The sequence below is a fragment of the Pseudomonas sp. FG29 genome (assembly GCF_057809355.1).
In genome coordinates, this window is sequence record NZ_JBMDJU010000014.1 from 34,246 (window position 1) to 54,364 (window position 20,119).

Below are 20,119 nucleotides of genomic sequence, written 5' to 3' on the forward strand. Positions count from 1 at the left end.
TCGTTGATGCGGGTATATACCTGTATTCATGTTGCCGACCTCCTGTCTCTGTACCCAACTGCGCCGCGCTAGCCGTGGCGTGACCCGTCGTTACGATGATGCTCTCGCGTCCGTCGGACTCGGTGCCGCGCAGTTTTCCCTGTTGCGTCATGTTCAGCGGCTCGGTCAGCCGAGCATTTCCGTGTTGGCCGAGGCCATGGGGCTGGATCGCAGCACCCTGGGGCGCAACCTGCGGGTGCTGGAGGAACTGGGGTTGCTGCAACTGGGCGAAGGGCGCGATTTGCGTGCTCGCGAGGTACGGCTCACAGAAGCCGGCCTGCAACGTATCGAACAGGCTCTGCCGCTGTGGGAACAGGTGCAGCGCGAGCTCAATGCTCGGCTCGGCACGGATCGCCGTGCCGAACTGATGGAACTGCTCGACCAACTGGCCTGATGGCCGCACAACTGCCTTTGCCGCCGCAGGCGGCCGTGCGCTGGAGATAACAATGACGACTGCATGGCGTTCAACCACCTGGCTGCTGCTCGGCGCCTCGCTGATCCTGGCGCTGTCGCTCGGCACCCGCCACGGCTTCGGCCTGTTTCTGCCGCCGATGAGCGCGGAATTCGGCTGGGGCCGTGAGGTGTTCGCTTTCGCCATCGCTCTGCAGAACCTGATCTGGGGCTTGGCGCAGCCGATCACCGGCGCGCTGGCCGATCGTTTCGGCGCACGCAAGGCCATCATCATCGGTGGCGTGCTCTATGTGCTGGGGCTGGTGTGCATGGGCATGGCCGACTCGCCGCTGTCGCTGTCGCTGAGCGCCGGTTTGCTGATCGGCATTGGCCTCTCCGGCACTTCGTTCTCGGTGATTCTCGGCGTGGTTGGTCGGGCCGTACCGGTGGAGAAGCGCAGCATGGCCATGGGCATCGCTGCCGCTGCCGGCTCGTTCGGCCAGTTCGCCATGCTGCCGGGTTCGCTCGGGCTGATCGGCTGGCTGGGCTGGTCGTCGGCGCTGCTGGCGCTGGGGTTGCTGGTGGCGCTGATCGTGCCGTTGGCCGCGATGATCAACGAGGCGCCTGCACCCGTCAGCAACGGCCCGGAGCAGACCCTGCTCGAAGCGTTGCGCGAGGCCGCCGGGCATTCCGGTTTCTGGTTGCTGGCGCTTGGCTTCTTCGTCTGCGGTTTTCAGGTGGTGTTCGTTGCGGTGCATCTGCCGGCCTATCTGGTCGATCATCATTTGCCGGCGATCACCGGTACCACGGTGCTGGCGCTGGTTGGGTTGTTCAATGTTTTCGGCACCTATATCGCCGGTTGGCTGGGTGGGCGCATGGCCAAGCCGCGCCTGCTCAGTGCCCTGTACCTGCTGCGTGGTGTGGTCATCACGCTGTTCCTGGTCGCACCACTGACGCAGTGGAGCGCCTACCTGTTCGGCATCGCCATGGGCCTGCTGTGGCTGTCGACGGTACCGCTGACCAACGGCACTGTGGCCACGCTGTTCGGCGTACGTAACCTGTCGATGCTTGGCGGGATCGTCTTCCTGTTCCACCAGATCGGCTCCTTCCTCGGTGGTTGGCTGGGTGGTTACCTCTATGACCATACCGGTAGCTACGACCTGGTCTGGCAAATCTCCATTGGCCTCAGTCTGATGGCCGCCGCGCTCAACTGGCCGGTGCGTGAGGTGCCGGTGGCGCGCCTGCAGGGCGCGCCGGCATGAGTCGCGGATGGATCACCGGCGTCGCGCTTGCACTGGGCTTCGGCTTGTTGCTGGCGTTGGCCTGGTGGGGCTGGCGCCAGGGTGGGCTGGCACTGCTGCAACTGGGTGTCGGTATCTGCTAGTTGCCTGCGGTGCGGCCTGCGAGTAGCGTGGCGAAATGCTGCCACCGTTCGAGGTCATCGTTATGCCCTTTCATCGTCTTGCCTGTTCCATGCTGCTTTCCTGCCTGACCCTGCCTGTGTTGGCAGCGGAGTGTCCGGCGTTGCTGCAAGGTGAATTGCCCAAGTTGCGCGCCAAGGGCGAGAACGTCGAACTCTGTCAGTTCGCTGGCAAACCGCTGGTGGTGGTCAATACAGCCAGCTTCTGCGGATTCACGCCGCAGTTCAAAGGGCTTGAAGCGCTGTACCAGCGCTACAAGGATCAGGGGCTTGAGGTGCTGGGCGTGCCGTCTGACGATTTCCGCCAGGAATCGGCCGACAGCAAGGAGACGGCGACCGTCTGCTACGTCAATTACGGTGTGACCTTCACCATGACCGAGCCGCAGCCGGTCAGTGGTGACGATGCGATTCCGCTGTTCAAGGGCCTGGCCGAGCAGAGCAAGGCGCCGCGCTGGAATTTCTTCAAATATGTGGTCGATCGTCAGGGCAAGGTGGTGGGGAGTTTTTCCAGTCTGACCAAGCCGGATGATCCTGAGTTGATCAAGGCAGTGGAGCAGGCGATTGCTAGTCAGCCTTGAGTTCTTTCAAGGGGTTGGAGGAGCGTGATACCGGACTGGCAATATTGTGTTGATCTATCGGGTTTCTGTTCCGGACTGCCGCGTTTTGGCTGATGTTTTTGGTTTCGCCCTCCCGGGCGAGTAACTTTTGCGGGCAAAAGTAACCAAAACCCTCCGCCCGTTCATCCGGCCCTGGCTTCGCCAGGGTTCGCTCACTCCATCGTCGTTCCAGAGGCCCGCCGCGGTGGGCCATCCCTGGCCCATCGCGGCTCTCGCGACATCCATGTCGCTCAACCTCTTCCACGACGATTCCGTTCTCCCTCCTGGGCGGGCTCTGCACGCGCCTGAACTTGGGGTAACTCAGGTGTAGCTCGGAGTGCTCTAGTAAGAGCAGCGGCGAATGACAGACCCGTCGAGTTAAACCGATAGTTTCTGAGGGGGGGTATCTCTTTTGTCACAGGGGGAGAGAGGCTGGCGGGAGGCCGGAAGCCAGATGCGGCGCGGGGTTGGGCAGTGTCAGCGGGTTTGACAGTCGATGCGTAAAACCGCGCGGGAATGATCAAAGAATGGAACGGTTTGGGTGTTTTTTGTCATGGACTGTTCTGGGATTGAACAGTCCATGATTCCCGCCCTTAGATCATCCAGCCGCCAGCCCAGACGACGCGCCCGATAATTTGCAGCTCAGCGAGCCGATCCTTGGGTACGGTCATGGGCTCGTACTCCTTGTTGTGGCTGATGATGCGTACCGAGCCATCGAACTGCCGCTGGAGTCGCTTGGCGTAGAGGTGGTCATCGAGCATGACCACATAGACGCCTTCCCCTTCAAGCGCGCTGCGACTCAGGTCAATCATGACCGTGTCGCCGTCATCGAGCAGACCCAGCATCGAATCACCGTCAACGCGCAACCAACTCAACGGGCGGAACAGCTACCGTCACGCTGGCACACGCCTACCCAACGGAGCACTGGGGCGCGGTAGGCAATTACAAACGCAATGCAATAGTCAATGACGCACTCCCGGTAAATACCTTCCCCACCAGCCTCAGTACTTTGACCGTCTCGCTCGACGCGGCGTCGGGCAGCGGCACGCCAACGGGCGCGCAACAGGCTTTCTACATCTCACTGGGTAAATGACATGGAATACTTCTTCTGCCCCGCGACCAAGGGCTTATACCCCGGCAAGGTGACAGGCGATGCCGTTGGGCAGCCCGTCGTCAAAATCACCAAAGAACGTTACATCGAGCTTGCAGGACGGCAGCTTGATGTGGACGAGAATGGCAATCCCATAGAGTTCGTTCCTCCTCCATTTGTTGCTGGGATTGCTGATGTCGATGCAGAGCGCGACCGCCGAATCGATGCCGGTATTGAGTTCCAGGGCGTGACGTTCCAGTCACGCGCCACCGACCGCGAGAACATTGCCGGTGCAGCCCAATTGGCCTTTATGGCAGTGGTGGCCGGGGCGCAAGCGGGCGACCTTCGCTGGTCGAGCACTGATGCCGACTTCACCTGGATCGCTAGCGACAACACCCTTGTGCCAATGGACGCTCAAACCGTGGTTGCCTTCGGAAAGGCAGCGGCCGAGCGCAAGCAAGAATTGATCTTTGCTGCGCGTCAGCTCAAGGACATGGCCGAAATTCCGGCCGACTACACCGATGACAAGTGGTGGTCACGAGTTTAATTGCAGGATTCCTGCGAGTGACTGAAACTTAATTGCCATTGGGCGGCGACTGCAGGAGAGGAGTGCAATCGCCGTGCTTGGCTTTTTCATTTTCTGACGAACATTCTATTTAGACTTGCGGTAACGCCTCTGAGGGCGCTCTTGTCCTCTGCAAAGCGCGCGATCAGTTTTGCTGCCGCAATTGAGAGGGCGATGGTTATGGCAGAGATAGCCAGCGATCTTGGTAGTGACCCATAGATATATAGCTGTGATACCCCAAGAATGAACAGCATGATTGGGAAATGTATTACGTACAGCGTGTACGAATAGCTTGCCTGGCCATGGAACCATGTGGGAAATCTGGTCGCCCCGCCCATGATCATGGCTAGATAGCACGCGAACCATAGACCAGAAGATAGGCGGAAATAGTTAAGCGGATCACTCCATACGTGCTTTGGAGGTGAGCCCGGTAGCCACACCCAAACGACAGTCACCGCCATGAGTCCTGTCATGAGGATGAATAGTCGGCTGAACAAACGGTTGTTCATCGCTGGCTTGCTTTGATGGATGAAGGCAAGCGCAAAGCCTGAAAACCACACAGGCGCGAGGATGTAGAACAGTGAGGCTTTTCGAGTGATGAATAAGGTAAGCACCAGCAGAGCGACCGCAAGCCATTTACGAGTGGGCCATATCGCCAGCGCCCCAGCCAAAACGTAGTACCAGGCTTCGTAAGACAAGCTCCAAAGCGGGCCGTTGACATTGGGCGTATTGGTTTTGAAGCCGTTAAGAAATGTCAGGGCACCAAACAGTTCTTTGGCGACTACCGTGTACTCGGAACGCACGAACGTGACGCCTGGGATAGACAGCAGAGAATGGGTTCCCGATGGGAAAAACAGTGGAGCAACGGCTGCGATCAGAACCATCAGTACCAGCGCCGCGATAAGCGGAGGGTACAGTCTAAGAGCTCGATCTCGACCATACTGCACGATATCAAAAGCGCCGTTCTTGGCTGAGTTGTTGTAGACCGATTTCCCAATGAGGAAGCCGCTCAGAACAAAGAAGACCATGACCGAAAGCTGAGTGAAGTAACCAACGACCGTCGCGCCCTTCTGGAGTGTAGGCAGCAGTAACGTCTGGTTTGTATGACCGAACAGCACGATCAGGGCAGAGAGAGCCCGGATGGAGTCAAGCTGACGGGATTGGTCTCGTGTGATACGTACCACTGTGAGCATCCTCTGCCCATTGTTGAGGTGCGCAATGGTCGCACTTTGCCGTCACCCTTGCACCCTTTGGCGCATACGTGGTTAGCCTTGGGCGCTACTGCTAATCTAATTCAACGATCAAGGCTGGCGGGTGCATCAGCCCGCAGGCTGTTTTGTGGGAATTTTGTCGGATACTTCGTCATCAGCACACGACAGGATTCCCGCAAAAGTACGTCAAATAACGTGCGGCGCTACAGTTTCAGGCGCGCGAATGGCCCCTTCAGGAGGGTGAGTGGAATCGTTGCGCAGAGGGGCGAGCGGCATGGATGCCGCGAGAGGCTTAAAGGGCCAGGGACGGCCCTTGTAAGCCGACCCTCGGAGCGACGATGGAGCGAACGAACCCCGGCGAAGCCGGGGCCGGATGTCAGGGCCAAGCCCTTTTGCCTTCTTTTGTGGCGTTTGACAAAAGAAGGTCGCCGGGAGGCGAAACAGGAGCTATCAACAGAACGCCGATAAACAGCTAGATCACCAAAACCAAACACTACCTAGCACAATAATGCCAGTCCTGTATCAGTCCCAACGTCCCTCAAGCACCCAAAAAGAAGACCCGTATTTCGCGGGCCTTCTTGCGCAGGATCAGAACCTGTAGGTCAGCGACGCCCCCAAACCGTGGGCGCTGTTCTTGTAGCTGGCATCGTAGCTACCCCGGCTGGCACTGCTGCGGTTCACGTCCACCGACTCTTCCTGCAGATAGGAATAAGCCACGTCGATGGTCATGTCCTCGTTCGGGCTCCAGCCAGCCCCCAGGCTGAAGATGGTGCGATCGCCGGAAGGGATGCGCGGCGAGCGGTCGGTGTTGTTGGTCGGCGACTGATCCACGGCAATACCGGTACGCAGCGTCCACTGCTTGTTGACCTTGTAGGCCAGACCGATGGCGTGGGCCCAGGTGTCGTGCCAGTTTTGCTCTTCGACGATGGTATTGAGGCTGGCCGGCAGGGTGCTGGCGTCGTTCTCCACGCGGATTTCTTTGAAGCGGCTCCAGCGCGTCCAGGTGCTGCCGGCATACAGCGTCCAGGCGTCGTTCAGCTCATGGGTGATCGACATGTCCACCGACTCGGGAGTCGTCAGGTCGAGTTGGGCGTCGTACTTGCCAGCGATGCCGGTCAAGGCGGGGGCATCGACTTTGGTATTGCCTTCGAGCTTGTATTTCACCCGAGAGTGGTAGGTCACGCCGACGCGCGTGCGTGGGCTGAATTCGTAGAGCACGCCGGCATTGAAACCGACTGCGGTGTCGTCGCCCTCGACCTTCACCTTGCCGTCACCCAACGGGGTGAACAACGACGAGGTCAGTTCGCCCTCGATGTGGTTGAAGGTGGGGCCGAAGCCGACCGACAGCTGGTCGTTGAAGCGGTAGCTGAGCGTGGGCTGGATAGTGATGACACGTACATAGCTCTTGTCCGCCTGATAGCGGCCCTGGAAGCTGCGCTCGTAATCGGTCATCAGACCGAAGGGGGCGTAGACACCGATACCGAATGCGACCTTTTCATCCAGCGGCTTGACGTAATAGCCCATGGGTACGCCGGTGTCCGGCACCATGTCGCCGTCATTGCTGCCAGCCAGGGCGCCAGCTGGCGAGCTGCCGCTGGCATGACGGATGTCGCTCTTGGCGTGGATCACGGCTGCGCCGACGCTGACTTCATCACGTTTCAGGCGGGCCATGCCGGCGGGGTTGCCGAATACCGTGCTGGCATCGTCGGCTGCCGATGAGCGCCCGGCGAAGGACGTGCCCATGGCACTGATGCTCTGTTCGTTGAGGGCGAAGCCGCTGGCGAAACCATGGCTGGAGGTGGCGGCCAGGGTGATGGCCAGACCGGTCTTGAGAAAACGTCTGCTCACGGGGGAACTCCTGTGGTGAGGCGGGGGCGCAAACTACCTCGTTTGCTGACACCTGCCAACCCGCTGAAGTTCAAGAAAAATTATGGATTGTCGGACAATTTCGCTTAACCGGTTGGCTTCTTGCGGGTAGGGGGCTGTTGGCGGATGTCTCAAGCCACTTGGCTGGCAGGCTCCACGTAACGCTGCCAGGTGGCGACGAAATCATGCGGGCGCCCGCGTGGGTGAAACACCTTGCACCAGATTCGCCCAAGCGCATCGAGGTCATCGGCGGCTGGCAGGGTTATGGCCTGCTGCTCCACCAGCAGCCAGGCGATGGCCGTGGCGTAGCGCAGGTTCACGGTCAGTTCCAGGTGTGGGGCTTCGAGAAAGGCATGCTGGCTGGCCAGGCCGCGCACTCGGCTGGCCAGATCGGGGAAGCGCGCCAGATGGCGATCCCACAGGGCCAGGTGGCGCTGGGCGCTGATGCCATACAGGCCATGGCCGCGCTGATTGTCCAGAGCACTGCCCAGCGCTGATTGACAGGCGGCCGCCCCAAGCAGAAGCGCCTCGGCTGCGGGTGACTGGCGTTGCAGGTAGAGCAGGGTAGGGTGGATGACGTGCTGGCTGAGCTCGCAGGCGGCTATTCCCATGGCATCCTCTCGAACAAGATACCGGTGGGGCCGGGCGCCTGGCAGCGGGTTTGTCTAGCTATTCGATAAAGGCCCCACCGGGAGCGGGGTTAGCCGCTCAATTTCAAGTCTAGTGCGACCTTTATCCTGTAAAGAGCTGTTTTTAAATTGATTTCGGATTTGAGTTATTGGGCATATTTCCTTCGGTGCTTAAAAGCGCCGGTCAATCGCCTGTTGCTACCGGCCGCGACGGATCGGTGATCCACTCGCTCCAGGAGCCGGCGTAGAGCGGCGCCAGTGGGTAGCCGGCGAGGTTCATGGCGAACAGGTTGTGACAGGCCGTGACCCCGGAACCGCAGTAGGCCACCAGGCTTTCCGCCGGGCGTGTACCGCGCAGGGCATCGAAGCGTGCGCGCAACTGCTCCGCTGACAGAAAGCGGCCATCGGCGCCCAGGTTGTCGGTGAAGACCGCGCACTGGGCGCCCGGGATATGGCCTGCGACTGGATCCAGCTGTTCGACTTCACCGCGAAAGCGTGGCTGCGCGCGGGCATCGAGGAGGGTCAGCTCGGGGTTGCCCAGGCGCTGCGCCAGTTGTTCGGCGCTCAGCAGCAGGCTCTGGTCGGGGGTTGCGGCCAGGCTGCCAGCGACGTTTTCCGGCTGCTGCGTGGTCAGCTCCAGACCGGCGTCGCGCCAGGCCTTGAGGCCGCCATCGAGCAGGTACAGCCCGTCGCGCTTGCCCAGCCAGATCAGTAGCCACCAGGCACGGGCTGCGAAGGCGCCAGGGCCGTCGTCATAGAGCACGACCTGGCTGTCCTCGCTCACGCCACACAGGCGCAGCCGTTCCACCAGCGTGCAGGGATCAGGCAGCGGGTGACGGCCGGTCACGCCCTTGATCACGGGGGCGGAGAGATCCTGTTCCAGGTCGAGAAAATGCGCGCCGGCGATATGTCCGTCCAGGTAGCTGCGCCGGCCATAGGTCGGATCGTCGAGGGCGAAGCGGCAATCCAGCACTACCAGGTCGGGGCTTTGCAGGCGCGATGCCAGCGCTTGCGGGCTGATCAATTGAGCGAGAGACATGAGTGTGGCCTGTGTCGTGAGAGGGTTCTCGGCATCATACCGTCAAGCTGGCGACGTGCACGTGCACGTGCGCCGTCGCCGCATCCAGGGTACCAATGCGGCTGGCCGCCGCTCACGCGCAGCATGAACCGGGGTTACCGCTCATATGCGGGAGTCGCTGCCAGTAAGAGCCAGCGCAGGGTGCATTGCTGATGTGGTGCTCTAAAAGCGTGCGCAATGAGGTTTTATTCTGGTGCGTGCGGATTTTCGAGATACAGGACCGGAGTCATGGAAATCAGGGTCAGCCAGGCTTGTGCACTAAAAAGTTTCATAAAGGCGACATTTTGATCTGTTTTGGTGCATTGCTGCCTGATAGAGTGCCGGCCACTATTTTGTTCTATGGTGTCGAGGTGCTGCATGTCGTTGTCCGTTGATGCTTTCCTGTCGCGCCTCAAGCAGCGCGATCCTGACCAGCCGGAATTCCACCAGGCGGTGGAAGAGGTGGTGCGCAGCCTGTGGCCTTTCCTCGAAGCCAATCCTCGCTACCGTGAGGCCGGCGTCCTCGAACGCATGGTCGAGCCAGAGCGCGCCATCCTGTTCCGTGTGCCTTGGGTCGATGACCGTGGTCAGGTGCAGGTCAATCGCGGCTATCGCATTCAGATGAGTAGCGCCATCGGCCCGTACAAGGGCGGCCTGCGTTTCCACCCCTCGGTGAACCTCGGGGTGCTCAAGTTCCTGGCCTTCGAGCAGGTGTTCAAGAACTCCCTGACCTCGCTGCCCATGGGCGGCGGCAAGGGTGGCGCGGACTTCGACCCCAAAGGCAAGAGCGAAGGCGAGGTGATGCGCTTCTGTCAGTCGTTCATGACCGAGTTGTATCGCCATATCGGCGCCGATCTGGACGTGCCGGCCGGTGACATCGGCGTCGGCGGCCGTGAGATCGGCTACCTGTTCGGCCAGTACAAGCGCCTGTCCAACCAATTCACTTCGGTGCTGACTGGCAAGGGCCTGAGCTATGGCGGCAGCCTGATTCGCCCGGAGGCCACGGGTTATGGCTGCGTGTACTTCGCTCAGGAAATGCTCAAGCGCATCGGTCAGGGCTTCGAGGGCAAGCGTGTGGCCATTTCCGGTTCTGGCAACGTCGCCCAGTATGCGGCGCAGAAGGTCATGGAGCTGGGCGGGCAGGTGGTCTCGCTGTCCGATTCCGAAGGCACGCTGCATGCCGAAGGCGGCCTCAGCGACGAGCAGTGGCAGTACCTGATGGAGCTGAAGAACGTGCGTCGTGGCCGTCTACGCGAGATGGCCGAGCACTACGGTCTGCAGTTCCTCGCCGGACAGCGCCCCTGGGGGTTGGCCTGCGATATCGCCTTACCCTGTGCGACGCAGAACGAACTGAATGGCGACGACGCCCGCATGCTGTTGAAGAACGGCTGCATCTGCGTGGCCGAGGGCGCCAACATGCCCTCGACCCTGGAAGCGGTGGATCTGTTCGTCGAGGCCGGCATCTGCTACGCGCCGGGCAAGGCCTCCAATGCCGGTGGCGTGGCCACCAGCGGTCTGGAAATGAGCCAGAACGCCATGCGCCTGCACTGGAGTGCCGGGGAGGTGGACGAGCGTCTGCACGGCATCATGCAGAATATCCATCACGCCTGCGTGCACCATGGTGAAGAAAACGGCCGTATCAACTATGTCAAGGGCGCCAACATCGCCGGCTTCGTCAAGGTCGCCGATGCCATGCTGGCGCAAGGCGTGGTCTGATCGATCCCGTTTTTAGCCACGAGGCCTCGCGTGTCAACGCGGGGCCTTGTCGTTTCTGGCGGGGCTGTGCTGCTCCGCCGATTCAGGCATGCTGCCTGCCCCCATGCTCGCTACACAGGTCTGCGTTCTGCATGAAACGTTTTGTCTTGCTCGACACCGCTCCAATCCCAGGCACCAATGGCGCGCTGAACCTGTTCGAATACGGCGAAGACTTCGTCATCAAGATCGCTGGCGGCGATGGTGGGCAGTTGATGAATACCCGTATGCACGGCTCGGAAGATGCCTTGGCCGCGATTCCCTGCAAGCAGATCGCCAGTCGCCCACAGGTGCGGGTATTGATTGGTGGCCTGGGCATGGGTTTTACCCTGGCCTCGGCGTTGCAGCATCTGGGCGCGGATGCCGAGGTGGCGGTGGCCGAACTGGTGCCTGGGGTGGTCGAGTGGAACCGTGGCCCGCTCGGGGCGAAGTCCGGTTATCCGTTGAACGATCCGCGTGCAGTGATCATTCAGGAGGACGTCGCCAAGGTGCTGCAGGCTGCCGAGCAGCGCTATGACGCGATCATGCTGGACGTCGATAACGGCCCTGAGGGGCTGACCCAGAAGGGCAACGATTGGCTGTACAGCATGGACGGCCTGCGTCAGTGCGCCAGGGCGCTGAGGCCCAAGGGCATGCTGGCGGTGTGGTCGTCCAGCGCCGACCGGGCATTCTCGGAGAAGGTGCGCAAGGCGGGCTTCAAGGGCGAGGCGGTGCAGGTGTATGCCCATGGCAATAGAGGCACGCGGCATACCATCTGGATTGCCCAGAAGGTCTGAGTCTGCAGCCTTCCGATTTGGTGGGCTGAAGCCCACCCTACAGTAGGGTGGGCCGGGCGGTGATCCGCTTCAGCCCACCAGCTTGGCGCACCACCACGAATGACCGCTCCGTCTTTTCGCTGTCATTCGCGGGTGGAATCTCGTCTTAGTGAATCTGCAGCTTGCCGATGCGGTCGTTGTCCAGGCTGCCGAAATACAGGCTGTCGCCCACCGGCTTGACCGAGGTGATCATGCGCAGGTGGGTGCCGCTGGTGTCATGCAGGCTGCGCACGATCTCGCCCTGTTCGTTGACGGCGATGACCAGGCCATAGGCGATCGGCTTGGGCCACAGCGCCCGTGGCAGTTTGGCGATCTGCGCCTTGAGCCAGGGGTGGCGATGCAGGAAGTCGGCATCGGCCTTGCGCGGCGAGGGCAGGGCGACCCAGAAGGTGCCCTGGCGGTCGCCCTGCAGGTTATCCGGCAGGCCCGGCAGGTTGTCGATGAACACGTCGTACTGGCCGGCCTTGTCGCCCTTGAGCCAGTAACGGGTGATGCGGTAGCGGTAGGTTTCGTTGACCAGCACGAAGTCTTCGGCTGCCGACAGCGCCACACCGTTGGCGAAGTACAGATCCTTGAGCAGCACGCGGGTCTGCCCAGTGGTTGGGTCGAAGGCCAGCAGGCGGCCATGGGGGCGTGCTTCGAGCAGGTCGAGCAGGTAGTCGGGCTGATGGAAGCGCGAGGAGGCGTCGCTGAAATAGATGGTGCCGTCGCTGGCGATGTCCAGATCATCGGTGAAGGCGAAGGGCACGCCATCCGCCTCGGTGCTCAATACTTTGATCTTGCCGGCCTTGTCCACGCTCAGCAGGCCCTTGTAGGCGTCGGCGACGATCAGGTTGCCGCTGGCATCGAAATCCATGCCCAGCGGGCGGCCGCCGGTCTCGGCGAAGGTTTCCACGCTGTGATCCTGGAGAACGCGCACGATGCGGCCGTCATGCAGGCCGGCGTATACGCGGCCCTCGGCGTCGACTGCGTTGTCTTCCGGGCCGTGGATCAGGCCTTGCGCCAGCAGTTCGGCTTTCATCAGGGTGTCGTTGGGTTCCATGACGCCGGTCATCGCCGGCGCGGGCGCGGCATCCCATGGCAGTGGGTCGATCGGGCTGGGCGTGAGGGCCAGGTAACCAGCGGCAGCCGCCAGCAGTACCACCAGCAGGGCAAGCAGTTTCTTCAGCATTGTTGTTCTTCCGTGTCGGGAGGCGATGCGCGGCACAGATTACACAGTTCCCGGGCGTGGCGGCAGCTGGCTGCCCGTCGATGCGCGCAGGCATATATACTGCGCGCCATTGTTTATGGGAGCGCCGCGTGGCTAACGACATTCACTGGATCCGCGACAACGCCAGCCTGGCCGAGCATTGTGCCGTCTGGCAGACCTTGCCCTTCGTCGCGCTGGACACCGAGTTCATGCGCGTCGATACCTTCTACCCGATTGCCGGCCTGCTGCAGGTCAGTGGTGGTGATGGCGCCTGGTTGATCGATCCGCTGTGCATCGACGACTGGAGCCCCTTCGCCGCGCTGTTGCGCGCGCCGGACGTGGTCAAGGTGCTGCACTCCTGCAGCGAGGATCTGGAAGTCTTCCTGCGCCTGACCGGCAGCCTGCCTGCGCCACTGTTCGACACGCAGATCGCCGCCGGCTACCTCAACCTCGGCTTCTCCATGGGCTATTCGCGCCTGGTGCTGGCGTTGCTCGACATCGAGCTGCCCAAGGGCGAGACCCGCTCCGACTGGCTGCAACGTCCGCTGTCCGAGCTGCAGGTGCGCTATGCAGCTGAAGACGTGTCGCACCTGGTCGAGGTCTACCGTGCGTTGAAGGCCCGCCTGGCACCGCAGAAGGTCGAATGGATTCTCGACGATGGTGCCGAGTTGGTGGCCAATCTGGGTCGCGAAATTGAACCCGAGGATGCCTGGCGCGAGGCCAAGCTGGCCTGGAAATTGTCGCGCCAGCAACAAGCCGTGCTGCGCGCCCTGTGTGCCTGGCGCGAGCGCCAGGCGCGGGCGCGCAACCAGCCGCGCAACCGCGTGCTGCGCGAGCATTCGCTATGGCCGCTGGCGCGCACCCAGCCGGATAACCTGGTGGCGCTGGCGCGCATCGAGGACATGCACCCGAAGACCGTGCGCCAGGATGGCGAGACGCTGCTGGCGCTGATCCGCGAAGCGGCCGCGCTGCCGCCCGAACAATGGCCCGAGGCACTGCCCGAGCCGCTGCCGGTGGAAGCCACGGCCCTGTTGAAGAAACTACGCGCCGTCGGTCAGCAAGAGGGCGAGCGCCTGGATATCGTCCCCGAGCTGATGCTGCGCAAGAAAACCCTGGAAGCCCTGCTCAAGAGCGGCTATCCCAACGGCCCCTACCAATTGCCCGATTCCCTGCGCGGCTGGCGCCGGGAGTTGATGGGCCAGGCGCTGCTCGACTGCCTGGCCGCTGAAGGAGAATCCGCGTGAAACGCATCTGTTCCATCTACAAGAGTCCGCGCAAGAACGAGATGTACCTCTACGTGCTCAAGGCCGAGGCCCTGACCCGCGTGCCCGAAGGGCTGTTGACGGTATTCGGCCCGCCTGCGCACGCCTTCGACCTGGTGCTCAGTCCGGAGCGCCAACTGGCCCGTGAGGACATCGCCCAGGTGCTGGAGAATCTCGATAAGCAGGGCTATCACCTGCAGATGCCGCCGCCCGAAGAGGATTACATCGAGCATCTGCCGGACGAGCTACTGCGTCGCAACGACCCGGTCTGAACCATGCGCCTGCTGATTGCCGAAGCGGATCATGCCTATTACGCAGAGCGTATTCGTGCCGCGCGCCCCGAACTCGATCTATTCGCCAGCGACGATCCCAAGGCGCTGGCGGCTGCTGCTGTCGATCGCTCGCTGTGGCTGGGCGAGCCCTCGCTGTTGGCGCCGCTGTTGCGTCAGGGCCTGCGCCCGCAGTGGCTGCAGTCGACCTGGGCTGGCATCACGCCGCTGTTGGCCAGCGACTTGCCACGCGATTATCGCTTGAGCCGGGCGGTGGGCATCTTTGGCCAGGTGATGGCCGAGTACGTGCTGGGCCACCTGTTGGCTCACGAGCGACGCCTGTTCGAGCGCCAGCAGGCACAACGCGAGCAGCGCTGGGCGCCAATGCTGCCGCGCAGCCTGGCCGGCCGGCGGGTGCTGATCGTCGGCTGTGGTGATATCGGCCAGGCCGTGGCCGGCTTTCTCGCCCCCTTTGGCGTCGAGTTGCGTGGCGTGGCCAGCCAGGCGCGTGAGCAGGCGCCATTCGCCGAGGTGGCAGCCATGTCGGGGTTACCACGGCTGGTGGGCTGGGCCGATTTCGTCATCAATCTGCTGCCCGATACGCCGACGACCCGTGATCTCTACGACGCCCGGCTGCTGGCGGGCTTTCGTCCCGAGGCGCTGCTGATCAATGCTGGGCGTGGCAGCTCGCTGGTCGAGGCGGATCTGCTCGCGGCCCTGCAGCAGGGAGCCCTGGCGGGGGCGGTTATCGACGTTTGCCGTGAGGAGCCCCTACCACAGGGACATCCGTTCTGGACGGCGCCAAACCTGCTATTGACCGGCCATAGCGCTGCACCGACCGACCCGAGCCTGATGAGCGGGCTGTTTCTCGACAACCTGGCATGCTGGCAGGCCGGTGATCCATTGCGAGGCGAAGTGGATTTCGCCCGTGGTTACTGAGCGCAGAGCCCTTGGCCTGTTGCGGGCCAGGGGCTAGACTGCCGCGCTTTTCCGCCCGAATCCGTACATTGGTCATGTCCACTTCCACCGAACCCTTCTGGAAACGCAAGCCCCTCGCCCAGCTCGACGCAGGCGAGTGGGAGTCGCTGTGCGATGGCTGTGGCCTGTGTTGCCTGCAGAAGCTCGAGGATGAGGACGACGGCGCCGTCTATTACACGCGCATCGCCTGCAAACTGCTGGATCTGCAAAGTTGCCGCTGCAGCGATTACCCCAATCGTGTCAAGCATGTGCCGGACTGCATCCAGCTCACCCCGACGCAAGCCGACCAGTTCAAGTGGCTGCCGCCGACCTGTGGTTATCGCCTGGTCAGCGAAGGCAAGGATCTGCCGCCTTGGCATCACTTGGTCTGCGGCGACCCCGAGGCGGTGCATGCCGAGCGTATCTCCCAGGCCGGTCGCATGCTCAGCGAGAACGAGGTGGCCGAGGATGATTGGGAAGAACATCTTATTTTTCGCGCCGGTTGATTAACAAGCTGTTGAAAAACTACCTGCGTTACCATTGCTGCGTTAAATACAGGCTCGTGCGCGAGTCCGATCAAAATGCTCATTTACAACACGTAAACTGCGCTTTTTCGCCTGTATTTGCCTTGCACTGGTTGCCTCGTCTACGTTTTTCAACTGCTTGTTGTTCCCAGCCCTCGTGGCAAATCTGTCCGCCGCCCCACGGAATTGGCGCGTGGCGCGGCTGTCTCAAGGCCAACTGCCCTTCGTGCATCAGGAGTCCTGCATGCTGTCTTCGTCTCGTTTGCCGCTGTATTCGTCCCTGCTGTTGTTGAGTCTCAGCCTGCCGACCTGGGCCGCGACACAGAAAGTCGATCTGGATTATCGGGTGCGCTTCCTGCCGGATAGCGATCAAGCCGAGGTCAGTATCACCCTGGAGAAGGGCGAGCATGTGCGCAGCCTGGATTTCAACCTGGGCAAGCAGGGGCGCTACAGCGACTTCAAGGCTGACGGTCAATGGGCCGAAGACGCTGGGCGCGGCAAATGGCAGCCGGGCAAGGGCAAGAGCACTCTGAGTTACCGCGTGCTGATCGATCACGAGCGCAAGCAGGGCCGTTACGATGCGCGCATGACCAAGGACTGGGCCTTGCTGCGCGGGGATGATCTGGTACCGCCGGCGGCGCTCGATCTGGTGGACAAGACCAACCTGGTTGCACGCCTGCAGTTCGACCTGCCCAAGGACTGGAAAAGCGTCGAGACCGGCTGGCCACGCATCGGCAAGAACCGTTTCCGTATCGACAACCCGCAGCGCAAGTTCGACCGCCCGACCGGCTGGATGCTGGCCGGCAAACTGGGCACGCGGCGCACCCAACTGGGTGACACCGAGGTGGCGATTTCCGCGCCGGTGGGCGAGGGCATGCGCCGCATGGACATCATGACCTTCCTCACCTTCGTCTGGCCGCAGATCCAGCAGGTGTTCCCGCGCGACCCCGCCAAACTGCTGATCGTCGGCGCTGGTGACCCGATGTGGCGCGGTGGCCTGTCGGCTTCCAACTCCTACTACATGCACGCGGATCGTCCGTTGGTCAGCGAGAATGGCACCAGTTCGCTGGTGCACGAGTTGGTGCATGTATTCGGGCGCATCTATGCGCGTGATCGCAGTGACTGGATCGCCGAGGGGCTGGCCGAGTACTACTCCATCGAGCTGATGCGTCGTGCCGGCGGTGTGAGTGAGGAGCGCTACCAGAAGATTCGCGAGCAACTGATTCGCTGGAGCAAGCCTGTCACCAGCCTGCGCACCGACAACGCCAATGGTGCGGTCACCGCACGTGCCGTGTTGCTGTTGCAGGAGCTGGATCGGGAAATCCGTCAGAAGACCAAGGACAAGGGCAACCTGTCCCTGGATGACGTGACACGTGGCCTGATGCGCCTGGACAAGGTGACCACCAAGGACTTCATCGACATCACCGAGAACGTCATCGGTGGCCCCTCGAAGACCCTGGACACGCGTTTGCTGCGCTGAGTGTCAGCGCTCCGGTCTCGAGTCAGAACAAGGGGCCGGAGCGGGTGTTGTTACCTTTGGCCATGCGGTCGTAGAGCACCACATTGACCGTGGCTGCGAGGTTCATGCAGCCCTGGGTCGGGATGTACACCACTTCACCGCCACACCAGTCGAGAATTTCCTGCTGCAGTGAACCGTCTTCCGGGCCGAAGATATACAGCGCTCTGTCCGGATGGGTGTAGGAGGGCAGGGCGCGAGCGTCATCGACCAGTTCCACCGCTACCGGTGTGCAGCCCAGCGGCAGGATCTTGCGCAGATCGTCGATGTTGATCAGCGGGATGTCCTGGTGAACCTTCTTGGTGTCGGTGATGAAATCCTTGGCGCGGTCGTAACGGGTGCCGGTGTAGAACACCGAGCTGACGCCATAGCAGCCAGCCGCACGCATGATGGAGCCGACGTTTTCCGGCGATTTCGGATTGAACAGGCCGATGCAGGCGTATCTCTTGTTGGCCACGGTGGCACTCGCAAAAGCGCCGATTATACGGCGCCGAGCGCCACGCCCTAGTCCTTTTTCAGCAGGCTGGCCAGATCGCCAAAAGCCTTGTAGGTCGATTTGGCGGCCTGCGGGCTGGCAGTGGAGCCTTCGGCGAAATACTGCTGGTCGGTGTAGCGCGAGTGTTCGTTGTCATGACAGAACAGGCACAGCAGCTCCCAGTTGGAACCGTCGGCCGGGTTGTTGTGGTGGTTGTGATCGCGGTGATGCACGGTCAGTTCGCTCAGGCGCTTGCCAGAAAACTCGCGGGCGCAGCGACCACAGACGTGGGGATACATTTTCAACGCTTTCTGCCGGTAGCCTTCTTCGGCCTGGGCGGACAGGTAGTAGCGGTTGTTGCTGGTGCTCATGGCAGAACCTGTGATCGGAAGGTGGTGAACGCTTGACTGCAGATGTTGCCAGAATAGAACGAAAGCCAGTCGAGCAGGAGAGCCATCATGCGTATGTCCATTCTCGTCGCGATGATCCTGGCGTCCAGTTTCGCTTCGCTGACCTGGGCGCAGCAACCCATGCGCATGCCTTCCTCAGCACAGCCCGGTGCGCCGGGTACGGCAACGCCACAGCCCTATGGCCAGCCGTCGACACCGATGCCGAGCAAGCGCCAGGGCTCGGCACCTCTTCTGCCGCCGCCCCAGGGGCAAACCCTCCCCGGCAGCGCGCCGAAGTCCGGGGGTGATCAGCCGATTCCGCAGCTCGATCAGCAACTGCGCCGAAACAGCCAAGGGCTGGAAGGGCAGCGTAAACAGGAGTGAGCTATGCGTATGGTGATGCCGGCTGCGCCTGAATGGTGGTGCTGTCGATAGCATTGGTCCGTCGGTTTGTTTTTGTCTGACCCCGCTGGCCCGGTAGCCATTTGTACGTGATGTCGCGGCCGGAACCGGGGCGCTGGCTGCTTCTTCCTCTTGGTGGTGCAGATCGATCTTGAGCTGGGCTCGTTTAATGTCCAAGGGGCTGCTGTTCCTAGATACACAGCGGGCTTTTAGGCAGAGCCCCCACCTAATTCATCGTCAGGCCTTAGTTCTTGAGCAGGTCGCGTAGTGCGGGCTCCAGCTCGGCAAAGCGGAAACGATAGCCGTGGGCGAGTAGTTTCTGCGGCAGCACACGCTGGCCGCTGAGCAGCACTTCGTCCGCCATCTCGCCGACCAGTAGCCGCACTAGCCAGGCTGGCACCTTGATGGTGAGCAGTGCCTGGCGAACGTGTCCGCGCATCTGCTGGCAGAATTCACTCTGAGTCACTGGGACGGGGGCGGTGAGGTTCACGGCACCATGTATGGTTTTCGTGGTGATGAGAAAGGCGCAGGCGTCGAGCACATCGTGCAGATGGATCCAGGGTAGCCATTGCTTGCCATCGCCGAGCTGGGTCGCCACGCCTAGTTCGAAGGGTCGACGCAACTCCTGCAAGGGGCCGCCCTGAGGGCCTAGCACGACACCGATACGCAGCAGACAGACGCGTACACCCTGAGTCCTCATCTCTTGAGCACGGTTTTCCCACTGGGCACATAGCTGATGGGAGTAGCAGTCGCGCGGCTGGCTATCTTCGTCCAGCGTTTGCGCTTGCCAATGGCCGTAGTAGCCGACAGCGGAGCCGCTGAGCAGCACCTCCGATTTGTGTTGTAGGCGTTGCACCAACAGAAGCAGGTCGTTGGTGGTTTGCAGGCGGCTGTCCAGAAAGCGGCGTTTGTTGTGCTGCGACCAGCGTCCGCCGGCCAGGGGCTCTCCTGCAAGATTGATGATGACGTCGATTCGCTCGTTGTCAGCAATCTGGTCGAGGTGGGTGAGGCAGGTGACGCGGGCGCGGATGTTCCGCAAATTGGCTGGATCACGGGTCAGCACCTGTACGTCGTGGCCTGCTGCGCTGAGCGCGCTAGCCAGTGGGCTGCCAATGAAACCGCTGCCGCCAGTGATCAATACACGCAAACGAGCTGCAGGAGGGTGGCTTAGGGACATCGGAGGTTGCGCGACTAGGCGGTGAGGCTTGAGCCAGTACAGAGGTAAGGCGAGGGAAAGCGCCACTGCGCTGTTTAGGTAGGCGTGCAGGTTCAGGTCGAAAGACAGGGATATGGCACTGTCCAGCACGCTCCAGACTATCAGTGCCGCGTACAGCGCTGGCTTGATCAGGCGCAGCTGAGAGTGGCGATACAGTATTACTAACGTGCAGAACAGAATGCCCCAGCTCGCTACCGTTGGGCCGAAAAGGGCGACCTGGGTGCGTAGCAAGCCCTCGAACTCCGCAGCAGGTGGACTATTGGAGATGCTGGCAAAGAGATAGTCGAGGTAACCCTGGGTCAAAGGCAGATAGGCTGAGAACGCAAACACGACACCTAGCGCAATATGGCCGAAGCCAACCAGCAGTAACCAACGATAGAGCAGCGTCTGCATCGAGGGACAGCTCCTTGAGGGCGGCTTCCATCGCCCTCCGGGGGCAATGGAAGCCGCAGCATGTGATGGGTATTTGCAGCATCCGCGACTCTCACTT

The 20,119-nt window shown here is 61.6% G+C and carries 23 protein-coding genes; 13 read left to right on the plus strand and 10 right to left on the minus strand.

Going from position 1 to position 20,119, the window contains the following annotated elements; genetic code table 11:
* The first annotated feature begins 28 nt into the window (after nucleotides 1-28).
* From ACODS1_RS15300 to ACODS1_RS15315, 4 genes are all read left to right on the plus strand, one after another.
* Nucleotides 29-433: a MarR family winged helix-turn-helix transcriptional regulator gene (locus ACODS1_RS15300; RefSeq protein ID WP_489086327.1), complete on the plus strand. Its 405-nt coding sequence runs from the start codon at nucleotides 29-31 to the stop codon at nucleotides 431-433.
* Between the two features lie 52 nt (nucleotides 434-485).
* Complete coding sequence (locus tag ACODS1_RS15305) at nucleotides 486-1,691, plus strand: MFS transporter (RefSeq protein ID WP_489086328.1); 1,206 nt, start codon at nucleotides 486-488, stop codon at nucleotides 1,689-1,691.
* Entirely contained in the window at nucleotides 1,688-1,813 is a 126-nt protein-coding gene (locus ACODS1_RS15310; RefSeq protein WP_489086329.1) for a hypothetical protein, read from the plus strand. The genes ACODS1_RS15305 and ACODS1_RS15310 overlap by 4 nt, the downstream gene beginning before the upstream one ends.
* A 62-nt stretch (nucleotides 1,814-1,875) precedes the next feature.
* Nucleotides 1,876-2,427 (plus strand): glutathione peroxidase, encoded by a 552-nt coding sequence (locus ACODS1_RS15315; RefSeq protein WP_489086330.1) that lies wholly within the window; start codon nucleotides 1,876-1,878, stop codon nucleotides 2,425-2,427.
* 611 nt (nucleotides 2,428-3,038) lie between these two features.
* Here ACODS1_RS15315 and ACODS1_RS15320 read toward each other — a convergent pair.
* Nucleotides 3,039-3,320, minus strand: a complete 282-nt coding sequence (locus ACODS1_RS15320) for a S24 family peptidase (RefSeq protein ID WP_489086331.1) — start codon at nucleotides 3,318-3,320, stop codon at nucleotides 3,039-3,041.
* A 219-nt stretch (nucleotides 3,321-3,539) separates the two neighbouring features.
* Between ACODS1_RS15320 and ACODS1_RS15325 the strand changes: the two genes are divergently transcribed.
* The gene (locus ACODS1_RS15325; RefSeq protein ID WP_489086332.1) at nucleotides 3,540-4,082 is read left to right on the plus strand and encodes a DUF4376 domain-containing protein; all 543 of its coding nucleotides are present in this window, start codon (nucleotides 3,540-3,542) and stop codon (nucleotides 4,080-4,082) included.
* Between the two features lie 86 nt (nucleotides 4,083-4,168).
* On the opposite strand, the gene ACODS1_RS15330 is transcribed toward ACODS1_RS15325, so the two are convergent.
* The 5 genes from ACODS1_RS15330 to ACODS1_RS15350 form a co-directional block, all read right to left on the minus strand.
* Nucleotides 4,169-5,284 (minus strand): acyltransferase family protein, encoded by a 1,116-nt coding sequence (locus ACODS1_RS15330; RefSeq protein ID WP_489086333.1) that lies wholly within the window; start codon nucleotides 5,282-5,284, stop codon nucleotides 4,169-4,171.
* Nucleotides 5,285-5,899: 615 nt separating this feature from the next.
* The gene (locus ACODS1_RS15335) at nucleotides 5,900-7,159 is read right to left on the minus strand and encodes an OmpP1/FadL family transporter (RefSeq protein WP_489086334.1); all 1,260 of its coding nucleotides are present in this window, start codon (nucleotides 7,157-7,159) and stop codon (nucleotides 5,900-5,902) included.
* 149 nt (nucleotides 7,160-7,308) lie between these two features.
* Complete coding sequence (locus ACODS1_RS15340) at nucleotides 7,309-7,788, minus strand: hypothetical protein (protein ID WP_489086335.1); 480 nt, start codon at nucleotides 7,786-7,788, stop codon at nucleotides 7,309-7,311.
* A gap of 202 nt (nucleotides 7,789-7,990) precedes the next feature.
* The gene (locus tag ACODS1_RS15345) at nucleotides 7,991-8,845 is read right to left on the minus strand and encodes a sulfurtransferase (protein ID WP_489086336.1); all 855 of its coding nucleotides are present in this window, start codon (nucleotides 8,843-8,845) and stop codon (nucleotides 7,991-7,993) included.
* A 224-nt stretch (nucleotides 8,846-9,069) separates the two neighbouring features.
* Nucleotides 9,070-9,243 carry a hypothetical protein gene (locus ACODS1_RS15350; protein ID WP_489086337.1) on the minus strand — a complete coding sequence of 58 codons (174 nt, stop codon included), beginning with the start codon at nucleotides 9,241-9,243 and terminating at the stop codon, nucleotides 9,070-9,072.
* On the opposite strand from ACODS1_RS15350, the gene gdhA reads away from it, so the two are divergent.
* Together gdhA and ACODS1_RS15360 are read left to right on the plus strand one after the other, a co-directional pair.
* Nucleotides 9,242-10,579: an NADP-specific glutamate dehydrogenase gene (gene gdhA, locus ACODS1_RS15355; RefSeq protein WP_489086338.1), complete on the plus strand. Its 1,338-nt coding sequence runs from the start codon at nucleotides 9,242-9,244 to the stop codon at nucleotides 10,577-10,579. The two genes, ACODS1_RS15350 and gdhA, sit on opposite strands and share 2 nt — an antisense overlap.
* A 131-nt stretch (nucleotides 10,580-10,710) precedes the next feature.
* Nucleotides 10,711-11,391, plus strand: coding sequence for a spermidine synthase (locus ACODS1_RS15360; RefSeq protein ID WP_489086339.1), 681 nt, complete (start codon nucleotides 10,711-10,713; stop codon nucleotides 11,389-11,391).
* A gap of 145 nt (nucleotides 11,392-11,536) precedes the next feature.
* On the opposite strand, the gene ACODS1_RS15365 is transcribed toward ACODS1_RS15360, so the two are convergent.
* Nucleotides 11,537-12,601, minus strand: a complete 1,065-nt coding sequence (locus ACODS1_RS15365; RefSeq protein ID WP_489086340.1) for an SMP-30/gluconolactonase/LRE family protein — start codon at nucleotides 12,599-12,601, stop codon at nucleotides 11,537-11,539.
* A gap of 128 nt (nucleotides 12,602-12,729) precedes the next feature.
* On the opposite strand from ACODS1_RS15365, the gene rnd reads away from it, so the two are divergent.
* The 5 genes from rnd (at nucleotide 12,730) to ACODS1_RS15390 (ending at nucleotide 17,111) form a co-directional block, all read left to right on the plus strand.
* Nucleotides 12,730-13,863, plus strand: a complete 1,134-nt coding sequence (rnd, locus tag ACODS1_RS15370; protein ID WP_489086341.1) for a ribonuclease D — start codon at nucleotides 12,730-12,732, stop codon at nucleotides 13,861-13,863.
* The gene (locus ACODS1_RS15375) at nucleotides 13,860-14,153 is read left to right on the plus strand and encodes a YcgL domain-containing protein (RefSeq protein WP_489086342.1); all 294 of its coding nucleotides are present in this window, start codon (nucleotides 13,860-13,862) and stop codon (nucleotides 14,151-14,153) included. The genes rnd and ACODS1_RS15375 overlap by 4 nt, the downstream gene beginning before the upstream one ends.
* Nucleotides 14,154-14,156: 3 nt before the next feature.
* Entirely contained in the window at nucleotides 14,157-15,089 is a 933-nt protein-coding gene (locus ACODS1_RS15380) for a D-2-hydroxyacid dehydrogenase (RefSeq protein ID WP_322979072.1), read from the plus strand.
* Between the two features lie 74 nt (nucleotides 15,090-15,163).
* Entirely contained in the window at nucleotides 15,164-15,613 is a 450-nt protein-coding gene (locus ACODS1_RS15385) for a YcgN family cysteine cluster protein (RefSeq protein ID WP_489086343.1), read from the plus strand.
* Nucleotides 15,614-15,875: 262 nt separating this feature from the next.
* On the plus strand, nucleotides 15,876-17,111 hold the full coding sequence (locus ACODS1_RS15390) for a hypothetical protein (RefSeq protein WP_489086344.1): 1,236 nt from the start codon (nucleotides 15,876-15,878) through the stop codon (nucleotides 17,109-17,111).
* A gap of 22 nt (nucleotides 17,112-17,133) precedes the next feature.
* On the opposite strand, the gene ACODS1_RS15395 is transcribed toward ACODS1_RS15390, so the two are convergent.
* Together ACODS1_RS15395 and ACODS1_RS15400 are read right to left on the minus strand one after the other, a co-directional pair.
* The gene (locus ACODS1_RS15395) at nucleotides 17,134-17,604 is read right to left on the minus strand and encodes an RNA methyltransferase (protein WP_489086345.1); all 471 of its coding nucleotides are present in this window, start codon (nucleotides 17,602-17,604) and stop codon (nucleotides 17,134-17,136) included.
* A 47-nt stretch (nucleotides 17,605-17,651) separates the two neighbouring features.
* The gene (locus tag ACODS1_RS15400) at nucleotides 17,652-17,993 is read right to left on the minus strand and encodes a YajD family HNH nuclease (protein WP_104729658.1); all 342 of its coding nucleotides are present in this window, start codon (nucleotides 17,991-17,993) and stop codon (nucleotides 17,652-17,654) included.
* 87 nt (nucleotides 17,994-18,080) lie between these two features.
* On the opposite strand from ACODS1_RS15400, the gene ACODS1_RS15405 reads away from it, so the two are divergent.
* Nucleotides 18,081-18,395, plus strand: a complete 315-nt coding sequence (locus tag ACODS1_RS15405) for a hypothetical protein (protein ID WP_489086346.1) — start codon at nucleotides 18,081-18,083, stop codon at nucleotides 18,393-18,395.
* Between the two features lie 262 nt (nucleotides 18,396-18,657).
* Here ACODS1_RS15405 and ACODS1_RS15410 read toward each other — a convergent pair whose 3' ends face one another.
* Nucleotides 18,658-20,022: a TIGR01777 family oxidoreductase gene (locus tag ACODS1_RS15410; RefSeq protein WP_489086347.1), complete on the minus strand. Its 1,365-nt coding sequence runs from the start codon at nucleotides 20,020-20,022 to the stop codon at nucleotides 18,658-18,660.
* Between the last annotated feature and the right edge of the window lie 97 nt (nucleotides 20,023-20,119).

What these genes read in the sequence shown, in the direction of transcription:
- ACODS1_RS15300 (WP_489086327.1), top strand. Translation starts at nt 29, where the DNA reads ATGTTGCCGACCTCCTGTCTCTGTACCCAACTGCGCCGCGCTAGCCGT.
- ACODS1_RS15305 (WP_489086328.1), top strand. Translation starts at nt 486, where the DNA reads ATGACGACTGCATGGCGTTCAACCACCTGGCTGCTGCTCGGCGCCTCG.
- ACODS1_RS15310 (WP_489086329.1), top strand. Translation starts at nt 1,688, where the DNA reads ATGAGTCGCGGATGGATCACCGGCGTCGCGCTTGCACTGGGCTTCGGC.
- ACODS1_RS15315 (WP_489086330.1), top strand. Translation starts at nt 1,876, where the DNA reads ATGCCCTTTCATCGTCTTGCCTGTTCCATGCTGCTTTCCTGCCTGACC.
- ACODS1_RS15325 (WP_489086332.1), top strand. Translation starts at nt 3,540, where the DNA reads ATGGAATACTTCTTCTGCCCCGCGACCAAGGGCTTATACCCCGGCAAG.
- ACODS1_RS15340 (WP_489086335.1), bottom strand. Translation starts at nt 7,788, where the DNA reads ATGGGAATAGCCGCCTGCGAGCTCAGCCAGCACGTCATCCACCCTACC.
- ACODS1_RS15345 (WP_489086336.1), bottom strand. Translation starts at nt 8,845, where the DNA reads ATGTCTCTCGCTCAATTGATCAGCCCGCAAGCGCTGGCATCGCGCCTG.
- gdhA (WP_489086338.1), top strand. Translation starts at nt 9,242, where the DNA reads ATGTCGTTGTCCGTTGATGCTTTCCTGTCGCGCCTCAAGCAGCGCGAT.
- ACODS1_RS15350 (WP_489086337.1), bottom strand. Translation starts at nt 9,243, where the DNA reads ATGCAGCACCTCGACACCATAGAACAAAATAGTGGCCGGCACTCTATC.
- ACODS1_RS15360 (WP_489086339.1), top strand. Translation starts at nt 10,711, where the DNA reads ATGAAACGTTTTGTCTTGCTCGACACCGCTCCAATCCCAGGCACCAAT.
- ACODS1_RS15365 (WP_489086340.1), bottom strand. Translation starts at nt 12,601, where the DNA reads ATGCTGAAGAAACTGCTTGCCCTGCTGGTGGTACTGCTGGCGGCTGCC.
- ACODS1_RS15380 (WP_322979072.1), top strand. Translation starts at nt 14,157, where the DNA reads ATGCGCCTGCTGATTGCCGAAGCGGATCATGCCTATTACGCAGAGCGT.
- ACODS1_RS15385 (WP_489086343.1), top strand. Translation starts at nt 15,164, where the DNA reads ATGTCCACTTCCACCGAACCCTTCTGGAAACGCAAGCCCCTCGCCCAG.
- ACODS1_RS15390 (WP_489086344.1), top strand. Translation starts at nt 15,876, where the DNA reads ATGCTGTCTTCGTCTCGTTTGCCGCTGTATTCGTCCCTGCTGTTGTTG.
- ACODS1_RS15400 (WP_104729658.1), bottom strand. Translation starts at nt 17,993, where the DNA reads ATGAGCACCAGCAACAACCGCTACTACCTGTCCGCCCAGGCCGAAGAA.
- ACODS1_RS15405 (WP_489086346.1), top strand. Translation starts at nt 18,081, where the DNA reads ATGCGTATGTCCATTCTCGTCGCGATGATCCTGGCGTCCAGTTTCGCT.
- ACODS1_RS15410 (WP_489086347.1), bottom strand. Translation starts at nt 20,022, where the DNA reads ATGCAGACGCTGCTCTATCGTTGGTTACTGCTGGTTGGCTTCGGCCAT.